General features: G+C 34.0%; 12 protein-coding genes. 4 read left to right on the top strand and 8 right to left on the bottom strand.

What is annotated here, in order from left to right; genetic code table 11:
- Positions 1-7: 7 nt before the first annotated feature.
- Positions 8-862 (top strand): nucleoside phosphorylase, encoded by an 855-nt coding sequence (locus RA0C_RS02030; RefSeq protein WP_004919047.1) that lies wholly within the window; start codon positions 8-10, stop codon positions 860-862.
- A 331-nt stretch (positions 863-1,193) separates the two neighbouring features.
- Positions 1,194-3,011 carry a metallophosphoesterase gene (locus RA0C_RS02025; protein WP_004919052.1) on the top strand — a complete coding sequence of 606 codons (1,818 nt, stop codon included), beginning with the start codon at positions 1,194-1,196 and terminating at the stop codon, positions 3,009-3,011.
- Positions 3,012-3,091: 80 nt separating this feature from the next.
- Here the strand turns inward: RA0C_RS02025 and RA0C_RS02020 are convergent, their stop codons facing one another.
- Positions 3,092-3,736, bottom strand: coding sequence for a lysoplasmalogenase (locus RA0C_RS02020; RefSeq protein ID WP_004919053.1), 645 nt, complete (start codon positions 3,734-3,736; stop codon positions 3,092-3,094).
- 10 nt (positions 3,737-3,746) lie between these two features.
- The gene (locus tag RA0C_RS02015) at positions 3,747-5,423 is read right to left on the bottom strand and encodes a formate--tetrahydrofolate ligase (RefSeq protein WP_013446738.1); all 1,677 of its coding nucleotides are present in this window, start codon (positions 5,421-5,423) and stop codon (positions 3,747-3,749) included.
- 253 nt (positions 5,424-5,676) lie between these two features.
- Here RA0C_RS02015 and rplS point away from each other — a divergent pair, with 253 nt between their 5' ends.
- Both rplS and era read left to right on the top strand, forming a co-directional pair.
- A complete protein-coding gene (rplS, locus tag RA0C_RS02010) occupies positions 5,677-6,033 on the top strand; it encodes a 50S ribosomal protein L19 (protein ID WP_004919056.1) in 357 nt (118 codons plus the stop codon).
- 104 nt (positions 6,034-6,137) lie between these two features.
- Positions 6,138-7,013 carry a GTPase Era gene (gene era, locus RA0C_RS02005; protein ID WP_004919057.1) on the top strand — a complete coding sequence of 292 codons (876 nt, stop codon included), beginning with the start codon at positions 6,138-6,140 and terminating at the stop codon, positions 7,011-7,013.
- Positions 7,014-7,056: 43 nt separating this feature from the next.
- Here the strand turns inward: era and RA0C_RS02000 are convergent, their stop codons facing one another.
- The 6 genes from RA0C_RS02000 to RA0C_RS01975 all read right to left on the bottom strand — a co-directional run bounded on the left by RA0C_RS02000 (position 7,057) and on the right by RA0C_RS01975 (position 15,648).
- Entirely contained in the window at positions 7,057-8,010 is a 954-nt protein-coding gene (locus RA0C_RS02000; RefSeq protein WP_004919058.1) for a PhoH family protein, read from the bottom strand.
- A gap of 18 nt (positions 8,011-8,028) precedes the next feature.
- Entirely contained in the window at positions 8,029-8,874 is an 846-nt protein-coding gene (locus tag RA0C_RS01995; RefSeq protein WP_004919063.1) for a glycosyltransferase family 2 protein, read from the bottom strand.
- 43 nt (positions 8,875-8,917) lie between these two features.
- Complete coding sequence (locus tag RA0C_RS01990) at positions 8,918-9,598, bottom strand: outer membrane beta-barrel protein (RefSeq protein WP_004919064.1); 681 nt, start codon at positions 9,596-9,598, stop codon at positions 8,918-8,920.
- Between the two features lie 78 nt (positions 9,599-9,676).
- Positions 9,677-10,366, bottom strand: coding sequence for a porin family protein (locus tag RA0C_RS01985; RefSeq protein WP_004919065.1), 690 nt, complete (start codon positions 10,364-10,366; stop codon positions 9,677-9,679).
- An 80-nt stretch (positions 10,367-10,446) separates the two neighbouring features.
- Positions 10,447-13,254: a DNA polymerase I gene (gene polA / locus RA0C_RS01980; RefSeq protein ID WP_004919066.1), complete on the bottom strand. Its 2,808-nt coding sequence runs from the start codon at positions 13,252-13,254 to the stop codon at positions 10,447-10,449.
- 54 nt (positions 13,255-13,308) lie between these two features.
- The gene (locus RA0C_RS01975; RefSeq protein WP_013446737.1) at positions 13,309-15,648 is read right to left on the bottom strand and encodes an ATP-dependent helicase; all 2,340 of its coding nucleotides are present in this window, start codon (positions 15,646-15,648) and stop codon (positions 13,309-13,311) included.
- Between the last annotated feature and the right edge of the window lie 102 nt (positions 15,649-15,750).

Below are 15,750 nucleotides of genomic sequence, written 5' to 3'. Positions count from 1 at the left end.
TATAATTATGCTTAATAAGTTAGCTGCATCAGAACTGGTGCTTAATGAAGACGGAAGTGTGTATCACCTTAATTTGCTTCCAGAGGATATTGCAGAAAAAATAATTTTGGTAGGAGACCCAGACCGTGTTCCTAAGGTTTCTAAATATTTTGATAAAATAGAAATCAAAAAGAACAAAAGGGAATTCTATACACATACAGGAACGCTTAGAGGGGAAAGAATTACGGTGATGTCATCAGGTATCGGTACTGAGAATATAGACATCGTAATGAATGAGCTAGATGCCTTGGTAAATATTGATTTGAAAAATAAAGAATTCAAGTCAGAACATACTGCGTTACAGTTGTTCCGTTTAGGAACTTGTGGTAGTGTAAACCCTGATATAGAGGTAGATAATATGCTGGTAACTCAAAATGTGGTGGGACTTGACGGTTTGTTACATTTCTACCAAGACTATCAGTTTGAAAATGAATTTTCTAGAAATTTCTTAGAAAAGTTCCCTTATGAGAAAATAAAATCAATGCTTTATTTTTCAGATTGGGCAGAAGATATTTCAGATTATTACAAAGATGCCAAATACCACGGAAACACCGCTACTTTCCCTGGATTCTATGCTCCACAAGGAAGACAGCTAAGGCTTAAAGCCGTAGATGAAAACTTCTTAGAAACCCTTAACGATTTAGGAGTTTCTAACTTTGAGATGGAAACTTCCGCAATCTATGGTCTATCAAAGCTACTTGGTCATAAAGCTCTTACCGTGAACTGTGTAATTGCCAACCGCCGTAGAGGTGAGTTTTCTGCTGACCACCACACTTCAGAAAAAAATATGATAGAATGGGTGTTGGATAGAATTATTAAATAACCCCATTTGATATATATGATAAAAACTATATGAGGGAGGCTTATGCCTCCTTTGGTATTATGGCGTGTTGGTCTCCAATGTTCAAAACTGAATCTACGCCGTCAGTCTTCAGGTAGTTGCTCTTTTTTGCCTGAACATTTCCCTTCCAAAAAAGCTCCCACAAAGCTTTCCGCCCTCACGCAAGATTTTACCATAAAGTAGATGTGGTTATATCCTATCCTAAAAGCTTTTATGACATAATAATCAAGTTTAACCTTTTTTTAATATACACTTCATATTCTGTTTAAGAATAAATGCTTACTTGCAACCGTAAAATTAAACTAAGGTGAATATGAAAAAAATTAAATTACTATTGAGTTTGTTAACGGTATGCGTTGCTTCTAATCGAGTTTACTCCCAAATAGAAAAATATTCTGTACCTTCTGTAACAGAGTATTTTTTATCTTTTGGAGACAGTAGAGTCTTAAGACCAAACACTACGCCATTTAGTATCAATATGGTACTCAATGGAGATCCCAAAACGAGGCTTGGCTTCTGCTGGTTTACAAATGATATTGTGGAGAATGAAAATAGCGTTGTACAAATTGTTGCAAAATCTAATGCCAAGGAAGATGATTTTGTAAATGCTATAGAATTTAGTGCTTTAGGAGAAAAGATTAGCTTAAATTATCTTAATGCTAATAAGAATACAATGGTACTAGATTACCTAAACTTTGCATTTCCAAAATATATTGATATTCAAAATCCTGCAACAAGGGAGTATATCTCTCATAAAGCCGTAGCAGAAAATCTTACTCCAGATACAGAATATTCTTTTAGAGTAGGTAAACCAGGAGCTTGGAGTAGTATAGGCTCTTTCCGAACGGCTCCTAATACATCCTCTTTCACATTTAATTATACCACAGATACTCAGGCTAATACTCCTATGATGTTTGATGTATCTCAATATACCGTAACAAAAGCTATGGAGATGTTTCCCAATGCGAGGTTTAACCTAAATACGGGAGATTTTATAGAGACATCGTCCACCTCTACTACAAAATCTTCTTCTTCTGAGTGGGAATGGGAAAGATGGTTTGCTACTATGCAAAATCATTGGATGAAAATGCCTATAGTACCTGTGTTGGGAAATCATGATGTAAGTATAGTAGATAAAAACTTTTTTCGCCACTTTAATACTGATGATTCTTACAATAAAGAAAATCCTAGTTTTGCAACAAAGATAGATGGTACTAATTACTCTTTTGTTTATGGAAATGCTTTGTTCATTATTCTTAATTACGAAGAGTATAGAACGCCTGGTTATCTAGATCATTTGGGTAATTGGATTAGTGAACAAGTTGCTAAATATCCAGATGTAAAATGGCGTTTTTTAGCTTCGCATAGAAATATTTACACAGGTGCTAATCATCACGCCAAGGCAGATTTGAAAACCATTAGAGAAGCAATGATTTCTTACATAGATAAAAATGATATTGATTTCTATTTTCAAGGGCACGACCATGTTTATGAAGTTATAGGTCCTGTTTATGATAAGAAGTTAGTACCTAATGCAGTTACTGATATTAAAGAAGTTCCTGGAGGTACAAGGGCCAATATGACAGGGAAAGAAGGTGGCACCTATAATGTTCAAAAAGGTACTGTATATATGGTAAATAATTCTGCGGGAGTTAAAAAATATTCACCTAGAACAGAGGCCGAAATGAAATCTTTTGAGAGTGTAACGGGAGTGCCAGATTATTTTAGCCTGTTTACGGGAAGGTTAGGACAAACTGATGAACCTACTTTTAGTAATGTAGTGGTAACAGACGAAAGTATGAAAATTACCACCTATGCTGTAAATGAAAAGGGAGAAGCTTACCTTTTTGATGAAATAAAAATAATAAAACAAGATGATACACTAGGAACAGACGCTGTTTCAAAATCAAGTAAATCAGATATTGCTGTATATCCTATACCTGCTACGGATATTTTAAATATCAATGCAGAAAATGTACATCAGGCTGATATTTATGGTATGGATGGTAAACTAATATTGAGTACAAATACTAATAAAATAGATGTTAAAAGCTTGAATAAAGGAGCCTATGTTGTTAGAGTAATACAGACTAATGGAGCAACCTCAAACCATAAGATAATTGTAAAATAAAAATAGTCTATTTCTAACAAATGAAAAATAGAGTTGTATTTACTACAACTCTATTTTTACTTTAAGGGCGGTATTAAGTTTTAGGTATTTAGATACTTTGGGGTTTTACTAATTTTATAGACACCATAAACTAAACATACTTGAGCTATAATATAAGTTATCATTACCGCAAGACCTTTGTACACATTATATTCAAAGAAAATAGAATGAGCAAGAATCGTATCTGATATTACAAAAAACAAAGCTCCAAATTTAATGTATTTATTTTTTAAGCCTAACGAAAAATAAAGCATTACTGATATAGCAGAAGCATACACAATTACAGGGATTTTCATATCACCTAAATGACTCCAAAACAAACTAATAAAAGTAGCTAAATAAATAGCTATTGGCAGTAATTTTACTAAAGAAAATCGAGGCGACTTTATTCTATAAAAACAGATAATGTAAAAAATATGTGCTAATAAAAAACTAGCTAACCCATACAAAAAACCAGAATCTTTTAGTAAGAAAACATCACCTAAAAAACTAAAAAATAATCCTGTTAAAAAAAGTTTATTATTACTCAGCGATTCAGTTTTATTAAGTTGATAATAAATTAAAGCTATTATGGGAATTAGTAATGGCTTACTATATACTCTTACCCCTATTTTATCAAAATAGATTCCTAGTAAATCTACAATGAAAACAATACTCAATAGTATGATGTAGCCCGTCTTTTTCATTTCCTAATTATTAGCTAAGCCCTGTAATTACGCCATTATCATCTATATCCATTCCTTCGGCAGCAGGGATACTAGGCAACCCTGGCATACGCATAGTAGTCCCAAGCAACGGGATTACAAATCCTGCTCCAGCAGCAAATTCAAACTCTCTTACTGTAACTTCAAAATTTTCAGGTCTGCCAATTTTAGAATCGGTATCACTAAGAGATTTCGGTGTTTTTACCATACAAACAGGAAGTCCTGAAAGTCCTAAAGATTCTATCTTTTTCAATTGAGTTTTAGCTTTGGAAGTATAGGCAACAGATGATGCACCATAGATTTCTTTAGCTATTTTTTCTATTTTTTCTGGTATGGTTTCTGTGTAAGCATAAAGTGGCTTAAAATTGCAATTATTGCTTTCCGCTAATTCAGCAACTACTTTAGCTAATTCTTTCGTACCTTCTCCGCCTTTGGTAAATCCGTAGGAAACCACAGCTTCTATGCCTTTTTCTTTACACTTTTCTTTAATGAACTCTATCTCCTCCTCGCTATCTGTATCAAAATGATTGATAGCTACTATAGGTTTCAATCCAAATTTCATTACATTTTCCAGATGTTTTTCTAAATTACCTATTCCTTTTTTTACAAAATCTAGATTAGGTGTGCTATACTCCTCTTTTTTAGCTCCTCCGTGATGCCTCAAAGCTCTTACCGTAGCCACTACAACCACCGCATCAGGTTTTAGTCCAGAAGAAACACATTTAATATTAAGAAACTTTTCCGCTCCTAAATCTGCTCCAAAACCAGCTTCAGTTACGGTATAATCAGCTAAAGAAAGTCCCATTTTAGTCGCTAAAACAGAATTAGTACCTTGTGCTATACTCGCAAATGGTCCACCATGTAAAATAGCAGGATTGCCTTCTAGAGTTTGCACGAGATTAGGTTTTATAGCATCTTTTAGAAGGATAGCCATTGCCCCTACAACATTTAAATCTCTAGCATAGATTGGCTTTTTATCATAAGTACTTCCTACATAGATATTTCCTAAACGCTTTTTGAGATCCGAGAAATTTTCAGCTAAACAAAGAATAGCCATAACTTCAGAAGCAGGTGTGATATTGAAACCATCTTCTCTAGGAATACCATTTGCAGAACCTCCAAGCCCAATTACTATTTGTCTTAAAGCCCTATCATTCATATCCATTACTCTTTTCCAAACCACCGTTCTAGGGTCTATATTAAGCGAACGAGATGCATTTTGAATATTATTATCAATGGCTGCTGCCAATAGATTATTCGCCTTTTCTATGGCAGAAAAATCACCCGTAAAATGCAGATTAATATCTTCCATTGGAATCACTTGGGAATAACCACCACCTGCAGCTCCACCCTTAATTCCAAAAACAGGACCTAAAGATGGCTCTCTTAATACTGCTATAGTTTTTTTTCCAACTTTATTAAGTCCCTCGGTAAGCCCTATACTTACGGTAGTTTTACCTTCCCCTGCTGGGGTAGGCGTAATTGCAGTCACAAGAATCAGTTTAGATTTTTCTATTTTATTCTCGTCAATTAACGACAACGGAAGTTTAGCTTTATATTTTCCGTATAGTTCTAAATTATCTTCTGGAATGTTAACTTTTGCTGCAATTTCTTTTATCGGTAATATTTTTGCGTCTTGTGCTATTTCTAAATCTGATGGAAAACTCATAGTACCTATTTTTAATAATTTAACTAAGCCCAAATTTACTAAAACCTAAGGCAATTGAAAAGATATTAAACCTTTATTTTGTCATTGTTTTTTGCATACAGAGGCAAAATTTTCTCTATTGAATCTAACATGTAAATTTTCTCATAAAAATTAGGCTGATTAAAAAAAATATTTTAATTTTGCCGACTGTTAATCAACCTCTGACGAGAGCCGTGTATGTTGTTTGGCATAAACTTATTTTATTTATTAAAAAATGGATTTAATTAAGTACGTACAAGACAAGTACATTACAAAAAAAGAATTCCCTGAATTCAAAGCTGGTGATACCATCACTGTTTACTACGAAATTAAAGAAGGTCAAAAAACAAGAACTCAGTTCTTTAAAGGAGTGGTTATCCAACTAAGAGGAACTGGAGCTACTAAGACTTTCACTATCAGAAAAATGAGTGGCGATGTTGGCGTAGAAAGAGTATTCCCTATCAATATGCCTGCTCTACAAAAAATCACAGTAGACAGAAGAGGTAGCGTAAGAAGAGCTAGAATCTACTACTTCCGTGACCTTAGAGGTAAAAAAGCTAGAATTAAAGATAAGCCTTATATTGCTAAATAATTTAGGCTTTATTAGAAGATTTAAACCTAAATCCCTCTTAATTATTAGAGGGATTTTTTTATTTATAGACCATTTCATAACTTTGTAGAATATAAAATAATATAATGCACAAAGCAGGATTCGTAAATATTGTAGGAAAACCAAATGCTGGCAAATCAACTCTTCTTAATCAATTGATGGGTGAAAAACTAGCCATAGTAACTAAAAAAGCACAAACCACAAGACATAGAATATTCGGGATTTATAATGAACCTGATTTGCAAATTGTTTTTTCTGACACCCCAGGAGTTTTAGACCCAAAATATGGACTTCAGGAAAAGATGATGGATTTTGTAAAAGATTCTCTGCAAGATGCAGATGTCTTTCTTTTTATAGTAGATGTAACTGATAAAGATGCTCCTTCAGAATTCCTTATTGAAAAATTAAATAAAATTCCTGTTCCTGTACTTATCCTTATCAATAAGATAGATCAAACCAATCAAGAGGAATTAGAAAAATCAATGCATTTTTGGCATGAGCAAATCCCTAAGGCAGAAATATTGCCTATATCTGCACTAGAAGGATTTAATACAGATGTTATTTTACCAAAATTGAAATCTTTACTTCCTGAAAATCCACCATACTACGATAAGGAACAATTTACGGATAAATCTGAACGCTTTTTTGTAAATGAGGCTATTAGAGAAAAAATCTTGCTTAATTATGAAAAAGAAATTCCTTACTCTGTAGAGGTGGTTACAGAAATGTTTAAAGAAAAAGAAGGTATTATCTTTATAGACTCTATTATCTATGTAGAAAGAGACAGCCAAAAAGGTATTTTAATAGGACACAAAGGCGAGGCTATAAAAAAGGTAGGCACACAGGCGAGACTTGATTTGGAAAAGTTTTTTGATAAGAAAATTCACCTTAATCTTTTTGTAAAAGTTAGAAAAGATTGGCGTAAAAATGAAAGAGATTTAAAGAGTTTTGGTTATAGATAAATTTAAAAGCCGTTTCAATTTCTGAAACGGCTTTTATTTTTTATTACTGCTTTGCCTTTTTTTCTTCCTCGTTATAAGCAGAGATTATCTTTTTAACCACAGGGTGTCTTACTACGTCCGCTTCGTTAAGATATACAAAACCTATTTCCTTAATGTTTTCTAGGATATGCATAGCCTCTTTCAATCCCGATTTTTGCTTATATGGTAAATCTACTTGTGTGGGGTCACCTGTGATTATGAATTTAGCATTCATCCCCATTCTTGTTAGAAACATTTTCATTTGGGCATGAGTTGTATTTTGTGCTTCGTCTAAAATTACAAAAGCATCGTCCAAAGTTCGCCCTCTCATAAAAGCTAATGGAGCTACTTCTATCACTTTTTTTTCAATAAATCCTTCTAGCTTTTCGTGTGGTATCATATCTCGCAAAGCATCATAAAGCGGTTGTAGATATGGGTCTAGCTTCTCCTTTAAGTCCCCAGGTAGAAAACCAAGGCTCTCCCCCGCTTCCACCGCAGGGCGTGTGAGGATAATCCGTCTTACTTGTTTCTCCTTTAAAGCTCTTACTGCCAAAGCTACACTGGTATAAGTTTTTCCTGTACCCGCAGGACCTATGGCGAATACCATATCTTTTGTTTCTGTTTCCTTTACGAGTTTTTTGAGGTTAGTGGTTTTAGCTTTAATGATTTTCCCCTGAACTCCTTTCACTATAATATCTTGGTCAAAGACGAGTTGTTTTTCTTTTTCGTCTTTTATCATCAAGATACTTTCTACATCTTTAATGGTAATAGTATTATGTTTAGTGATAAATTTTACAATATCGTTTAATTTTTCTTTTAATACTTCCAAAGTTTCGGGATTTCCCATAGCGAATATGAAATGGTCTCTCCCTGTTATTTTAAGGGTAGGAAACGAAGATTTTATCAGATTAAAAAACTGATTTTGAACTCCGTAAAAGGTTTTAATTTCTATTCCTGAGATTTCGTAAGTTAATTCCATATATACTAAGTGATAGATTTATTGTCTGTTAAATATTTTTTGTAGAGGATTTCTCAATTTTCTAATGAATTTAATTTCTTCCTGAGTTAATTGCAAAGGCTTATTTTGAGATAAAAAGCTCTTCATTGTTATAAAAAATTCTGAAAAAGAACTATTTTTAAAAGACGACTTCGCAGATGATATCATCGCTAAAGGCAAATTAAGTCCTATATTGTAAAAATATTCTCCCAATTTTTCAGCTTTTTGAGATTTGTATTTATAAGCTGTGGGTCTTAAATGTTTTACCCAAAGATTTTTAATAGTAACTGTTTCATAACCATTCATTTGAGCTAACATAACATCTATATTATCCCAACCCAATACGGAGCGAAGTCCATTCATTGCTAAAAAACAATCTTTTCGGTAAGATTTTATAGGACCTCTGACGTGATTTCTTGAGGATAAATTTTCATAAATCCATTCTCCTTTATCGTTTTGAACGTACACCAATCCAGAGACCATACCAGCTTTAGGATTTTCTGTATAGACTTTATTGATGTTTTCTAAATATTGTGGTGGAAAAATAACATCGGCATCAAATTTACAAATAACATCAAAATCAACTAAAGAAACTTCCTCTAAACCTTGATAAAAAGTTTGAACTACCTTTGCCCCCGGCTGGTGAAATGAAGATTCTAAATTTTTAAGTCTAAAAGAAGTATTTTTTTTAATAAAATTTTCTACTAATTTTTCTGTTTTATCCGTGGAACCATCATTTACAATAATGCAGTTAAAGTTTTGATAAGTCTGTTCTGCTAAAGAGTTTAGACATAGCAAAATACTATCTTCTTCATTATGTGCTGGTATGATGATAAGGAATCTCAAATTGGTTTAACTATAAAAATTCTTAGCAAATATAAAGATTCCTCTAAAAATAAACACCTCCTCCTATTTGAATTATAGATTGATTAAAGTTTAAAGAATTATTAAATGTATTTATGGAAGCTACTTTATGTAGTCCAAAGTGATAACTCATATCTATAAAATAGTTTCTGGATATATTGACGGTTGTTCCTACTTGTGCCTTTATATTGAATAAATTGATATTGTTCTTTATCTCACTGGAGTTAATATCTTCAGCTGTTTCAGATGGTTGTCCTTCAATAGATTTTAGATAGTTTTCTTTATATATTCCGAACACAATTAGCGAAGGCTGTAACCCTCCATAAATACTAATATATTTACTTTGTATCCCTATATTGGTTTCTATTGCAATTTGGTAAATAGAAATCTTGAGTAATGCATTTCGGTATTTTTCCAAATCATTAGGAAATTTAGTCTTAATAAAATAAGTAGAATTTTTTATTGTGCCTCCCGTTTCAGAAAGTTTGATTCTAGCGTCTAAAAAATATTTGTCAGATATATTATAGTTTTTAGTAACCCCAATAAAATATCCCAACTTTTTCCCTGACACTAATTTTAAAGAAGTGGCATCATCAAAATTAACAATTATATTAGAAAGACTAGCTCCTGCAAAAATAGTTCTGTTTTGCTTAAAATATTGAGCTTTAAGTCCACAACTAATAAATAGAATTATAAATAATCTCATTATGGCTGTTATAAAATATAAGGTTGCCTTAGTAAAAAAGCAACCCTAAAACTATTTTAAATAATATAACTATAAAAATTAGAACTTATATCCTAAGCCAATTTGGAAGTATCTTTGTCTAAGTTTCGCAAAATCTGTATAGTTTTTATTAAGCGAAGATACACCACAGTTATATCTAGCATCTACAAACATATTTTTAGTAAACATGTACTCAACACCTAAATGTAAACCAAAGTTTGCTGATGCTAACTCTGATTTTATTGTATCGTCTAGTTTGATTTCGCTATCAGCCTCAATAGACTTTTTAACATCTGTTCCATCAGCTTCAATTTTAGTACTCACACCAGCATTGAAATTAACTGAGAAACCTCCTAAAATAGAAAATTTATCAAATGAATATTTCAAAGAAACTGGTACAGACACTTGATGCATAGAGATAGTAGCTGAAGCTTTTTTTACGTTTAATCCAGAAAAACCAGCGTCTAAAAGATCTTCTGCAGATTTAATTTTATTAACATCAGCTGTTAATTTAGCACCTACATTGCTATAAAGAACTTCCCCCTGTAAGCTAAGATTTTTTCCAAAACCATATTCTACAAAACCTCCAGCATTGAATCCAGACTTGTTACCTAAAAGCACTTTAACACTAGTTGCTGGAGTACCTAAACTTACATTAGATAGGTTATAACCAGCCTTTAAACCATATTTAACTTGTGCATTCAATCCTCCAAAAAGTGCAATCGCACTAGCTAATAAAATTTTTTTCATTTTTAATAATTTTTATTTCAATCGTTATTTTACAAATATAAACCTAAATCATTTGAGAGTGCAAATGATTTTCATCACACTTAATGAGCTTCTAGCCAATTATCTCCTACCCCAACCTCTGTAAGCAATGGTACTTTAGTGGAATAAGCAGTTTCCATTTCTTGTTTTATTAAAGTAGTCGCAACTTCTATCTCTTCATTTGGAACTTCAAATACCAATTCATCGTGTACCTGTAAAAGCATTTTGGTTTTTAAACCTTGAGCTTTTATTTCAGAATCTATTTTTATCATTGCCAGTTTTATAATATCAGCAGCACTACCTTGTATTGGGGCGTTTACAGCATTTCTTTCTGCATGTCCTCTTACTACAAAATTGTTAGAGTTTATATCTTTAAGGTGTCTTTTTCTTCCCATGATAGTTTCTACATAGCCTTTTTTTCTAGCCACTTGAACTTGCTCTGTCATAAAGGCTTTTAACTTTGGATAAGTTTCGTAATAGGAGTCTATGAGTTGTTTAGCATCAGTTCTAGAAAGACCTGTTTGGTCTGCTAAAGCGAAAGCACTTTGTCCATAAATAATACCAAAATTAACTGTTTTAGCTTGGCTTCTTTGAGTTTTAGACACTTCATTCAAAGGAACATCAAATAATTTGGAAGCCGTAGAAGCGTGAATGTCCTGCCCCTCCTTAAATGCCTTTATCATTGTTTCCTCTCCAGAAATTTCTGCAATAAGACGAAGTTCTATTTGAGAATAATCCGCTGAAACAATTTTAGAACCTTTTGGAGCTACAAAAGCACCTCTTACCTGTTGTCCTCGTTCCGTTCTTATAGGGATATTCTGTAAATTAGGATTATTACTAGCCAGTCTTCCTGTAGCGGCTACCGTTTGGGCAAAGCTGGTATGCACTCTGCCATCTATTGGACTGATTTGATTTGGCAAAGCATCTACATAAGTAGATTTTAGCTTTTGTAATTGGCGGTATTCCAAAATTAACTTGATAATCTCGTGTTTATGAGAAAGTTTTTGCAAAACATCTTCCGAAGTGGAATACTGTCCTGTTTTCGTCTTCTTAGCTTTAGGGTCTAATTTTAATTTTTCAAATAATATATCTCCTAACTGTTTAGGAGAGTTAATATTAAACTCTTCTCCCGCCTGTTCAAATATTTGTCCTTCTAAAATTTTTAAATCTTGCTCCAAGCTAATACTTTCATCTTTTAGCCATTCTTCATCTAAAGCTACGCCCGTTAGTTCCATTTTAGCTAAGACTTTAACTAAAGGCATTTCTATCTTATAAAATACCTCTTCTACCTCTTCTTTTTTTAATTGAGGCGAAAAAATTTCGTACAATTGAAAGGTAATATCAGCATCTTCTGCGGCGTATTGTGTTTGTGTTGGTAAGTCAATTTCTCGTAATGTTTTTTGCCCTTTTCCTTTTTTGCCAATTAAAGTTTCTAATGCTATAGGCTTATAGTTAAGGTACATTTCCGAAAGATAATCCATGCCGTGTCTGCCATCAGGATTGAGCAAGTAGTGGGCAATCATTGTATCAAATAAATTACCTGTAACTTCTATACCGTAATTTAGGAGTACCTTGTAGTCATATTTTAGATTATGAGCAATTTTTAAGATGCTTTCCTTTTCAAAAAACGGACGAAAACGCTCTACAATAGCCTGTGCCTCCGCTCTATTTTCAGGGATTGGAACGTAATAAGCCAAGCCTTTTTTATAACTGAAACTAATGCCTATAAGCTCTGCTTCCATCTCATCTAAAGAGGTGGTTTCTGTATCAAAACAAACCGCTTTTTGTTTCAATAGATTTTGTAGGAGCAAAAGCTGACCTTTTTCTGTATCTATATATTGATAGAGATGCTCTCGGTCTTCTATGGTATGTTTGGTAGTTGTAGCTTGTTCTAATGCTTCAAAATCTGAAAATAAATCTAACTGTACTGGCGACTGAACAGAATCTTTATCCGATTTTTTTTCCTCTGCCGAATTTTCCGTAGAGAAGGCTTTGTAAAGATTTTCGTACAATCTTCGGAATTCTATCTCTTCAAAAATTTGTTTTACTTCTTCAAAGTTAGGTGTTTCTAAATCGTACTCCTCTTGATGAAACTCTATGGGAGCATCACAAAGTATAGTGGCTAGTTTTTTTGACATAAGACCACGCTCTGCGGAGGCTTCCACCTTTTCTCTTAATTTCCCTTTAAGCTGATGAGTATTGGCCAGAAGGTTTTCCATAGAGCCATACTCCTTGATGAATTTTTTTGCGGTCTTTTCTCCCACTCCTTCAAGCCCAGGAATATTATCCACCGAGTCGCCCATCATTCCTAGATAATCTATAATCTGCTTAGGGTTTTCTATTTCGTATTTTTCTAAAACTTCCTTTACGCCTAAGATTTCAACATCGCCACCTTTTAACCCTGGTTTATAGATTTTTATATGCTCTGTAACGAGTTGTGCAAAATCTTTATCTGGCGTTACCATAAATACCTCGTAACCTTGCTTCTCTGCCTTGCCTGCAATAGTACCTATAACATCATCTGCCTCGTAGCCCTCTACTCCTAAAATTGGGATATGCATTGCCTTTAAAATACGATGAATGTAAGGCACCGCAATTTTTATAGCCTCTGGAGTTTCGGCTCTGTTGGCTTTATAGTCAGAAAAATCTTCGTGTCTTACATTTTGCCTTCCCACATCAAAAACGACTGCTAAATGTGTAGGGCGTTCCTTTTTAATTAACTCAATAAGAGAGTTAGTAAAACCATAGATAGCGGAAGTGTCTAATCCACCAGTGGTAAGTCTAGGATTTCTGATAAAGGCATAGTAGCCTCTAAAAATCATTGCGTAGGCATCTACAAGATACAGTTTTTTATCGGTGTTCTCAGTCATAGAGCAAAGATAAACAAAATCTTTTTTCTAATAGTTGAGATTTCCTACTAAATCTTAGAGCTTCTCTAGTCTAGCAAACTTTAAAATCAAGTTTTTTTCGCCTTCGTGTTCAAAGCGAACTTTTGCTTTAATGTTGGTAGCATCAGTTCCATCAATAAAAATAACTTCTCCCATACCAAACCTATCGTGTCTTACTCTATCGCCTACTTGTATATCTTGCGTTGTTCCACCAACAGGATTGTTAATTTTAGCTGATGCTAACGGTTTTAGTTTTTTAGGTTCTTTGGGCTGAAGACTCGTTTCGGCACGATTGAGAGTTTTCTTAGGTTCTTTCTTTTTAAAAGCAATTGGAGCTGATGGGGTATCATCAAAAATATTAGATTTAATCCCTGAATGATTTACAAAATGCCTTTCCATACTTGCATTAAGGAAGTCTAAATATTGAGCATCTATTTCGCTAAGAAATCTGCTCGGCTCCGAGTCTGTAATTTTTCCCCATTGGAAACGAGAAACCGCATAAGAAAGATAGGCTTGTTTTTCGGCACGAGTTAAAGCTACATAGAAGAGTCTTCGCTCCTCCTCCAATTCTTCTCGGGAACTACTGCTCATAAAACTCGGAAACAGGTTTTCCTCTAACCCCACAAGGTGTACCACAGGAAACTCTAACCCTTTGGAAAGATGTATTGTCATTAGAGAAACCATATCCTCGCTACCGTCAGGTTTGTCTTGAGTATCCGCCGAAAGGGCAATGTTCTCTAAAAAATTGGAAAGACTAGCATCACCTTCTTCAAGTTGTTGCTGTTCCTCAATGAAACCTTGCATTGAGTTCATCAATTCTTGTATGTTTTCTAACCTAGAAATTCCTTCTGGAGTTTGGTCGTCTTTTAGGTTTTTGATGAGCCCACTTCTTTTAGCTACCTCCATTGCAACGGTATAAGCATTTTCGGTTTTAAGCATCACTTGGAATGCCTTTATCATTTGCCAAAAATCATTTAGCTTATTGAGAGCCGAATTATTAAGCCCTAATCTAGGTGTGTGAAATGGTAAATCTGATAGAACTTGAGCTAAAGATAACCCTTGCCCATCTGCGTAAACAATAAGTTTATTTTGTGTAGTTTCGCCTATGCCTCTCACGGGATAGTTGATGATTCTTGTGAGTGCCTCGGCATCGTTTTCGTTTACCAAAAGTCTTAGATAGGCTAGTAAATCTTTAACCTCTTTCCTTTGATAAAAGGACAATCCGCCATAGACACGGTATGGAATATTTTTTCGCCTTAAAGCATCTTCAAAAGCTCTGGTTTGAGAGTTTGTTCTATATAAAATAGCAAACTCATTGAACATTCTTTGTTGAGAGTTGTGCAGTTCCCAAATGTTGGCGGCAACAAAGTTGGCTTCGTCGGCATCTGAAAGTGAACGGTAAACTTTAAGTTTTTCGCCTTCTTCATTAGCACTAAATACATTCTTTTTGAACTGTTGCTGGTTTTTAGCAATCACCACATTAGCAGCATTTACAATATTCTGTGTAGAACGGTAGTTTTGCTCTAGTGAAACCGTTACGGCATCTGGATAATCTTTTTTAAAGTTAAGAATGTTGTAAATATTAGCACCTCTAAAAGAGTAGATAGATTGGGCATCATCTCCCACGACACATATATTCTCAAATTTGGAGGCTAACGCCTTTACAATAAGATATTGAGAGTGGTTGGTATCCTGATACTCATCTACTAAAATATATCTAAATCTGTCTTGATATTTTGCAAGAACTTCGGGAAAACGAGTGAGAAGTTCGTTGGTTCTCAAAAGCAAGTCATCAAAATCCATCGCTCCGTTTTTAAAACAAACTTCCACATATTTCTGATAAATTTGCCCAATGAGTTTCATATTTGCTCGGGCATCGTTTTCCATAAGTTCAGGATTGTTATAGTAAGCCCTTACGGTGATGAGATTGTTTTTGTATTGAGATATTCTGGCTTGTACTTTTTTAGGTTTGTATAAATCTGAATCTATATTAAGGTCTTTGATGACCTTCTTAAGTACATTAAGAGCATCTTGAGAGTCGTAAATGGTAAAGTTGGAAGGAAATCCTAAGTAATGAGCCTCGCTCCTCAATATTCTTGCAAAAACCGAGTGGAAAGTCCCCATCCATAGACTTTTAGCATCGCTTTCTCCGACCACTTTGGCAATTCTCTCTTTCATTTCTCTAGCGGCTTTGTTGGTAAAGGTAAGTGCAAGTATATTAAAAGGGTCTACTCCATTGGTGATTAGATGTGCAATACGCATCGTAAGCACACGCGTTTTACCAGAACCAGCTCCTGCCAATACCATTAGTGGTCCCTGTATTGTAGTCACTGCTTTGTACTGAGCTTCATTTAATCCCTTCAAATAATCTACCATAGAAATGCTTTTTAATATTGTCTCTCCAAAAATCCCACAAATTTACAACCTATAAACGATTAAAAAAAATACCGATGATGGTCTTTAGCTATGAAATCTTTT

The organism is Riemerella anatipestifer ATCC 11845 = DSM 15868, from assembly GCF_000252855.1.
Classification (GTDB): Bacteria; Bacteroidota; Bacteroidia; order Flavobacteriales; family Weeksellaceae; genus Riemerella; species Riemerella anatipestifera.
This window is presented reverse-complemented; position numbering and strand designations above follow the sequence as displayed.

Bases quoted from the DNA above. Each gene is read 5' to 3' on its own strand.
- RA0C_RS02030 (WP_004919047.1), top strand. From the start codon at position 8: ATGCTTAATAAGTTAGCTGCATCAGAACTGGTGCTTAATGAAGACGGA.
- RA0C_RS02025 (WP_004919052.1), top strand. From the start codon at position 1,194: ATGAAAAAAATTAAATTACTATTGAGTTTGTTAACGGTATGCGTTGCT.
- RA0C_RS02020 (WP_004919053.1), bottom strand. From the start codon at position 3,736: ATGAAAAAGACGGGCTACATCATACTATTGAGTATTGTTTTCATTGTA.
- RA0C_RS02015 (WP_013446738.1), bottom strand. From the start codon at position 5,423: ATGAGTTTTCCATCAGATTTAGAAATAGCACAAGACGCAAAAATATTA.
- rplS (WP_004919056.1), top strand. From the start codon at position 5,677: ATGGATTTAATTAAGTACGTACAAGACAAGTACATTACAAAAAAAGAA.
- era (WP_004919057.1), top strand. From the start codon at position 6,138: ATGCACAAAGCAGGATTCGTAAATATTGTAGGAAAACCAAATGCTGGC.
- RA0C_RS02000 (WP_004919058.1), bottom strand. From the start codon at position 8,010: ATGGAATTAACTTACGAAATCTCAGGAATAGAAATTAAAACCTTTTAC.
- RA0C_RS01990 (WP_004919064.1), bottom strand. From the start codon at position 9,598: ATGAGATTATTTATAATTCTATTTATTAGTTGTGGACTTAAAGCTCAA.
- RA0C_RS01985 (WP_004919065.1), bottom strand. From the start codon at position 10,366: ATGAAAAAAATTTTATTAGCTAGTGCGATTGCACTTTTTGGAGGATTG.
- polA (WP_004919066.1), bottom strand. From the start codon at position 13,254: ATGACTGAGAACACCGATAAAAAACTGTATCTTGTAGATGCCTACGCA.
- RA0C_RS01975 (WP_013446737.1), bottom strand. From the start codon at position 15,648: ATGGTAGATTATTTGAAGGGATTAAATGAAGCTCAGTACAAAGCAGTG.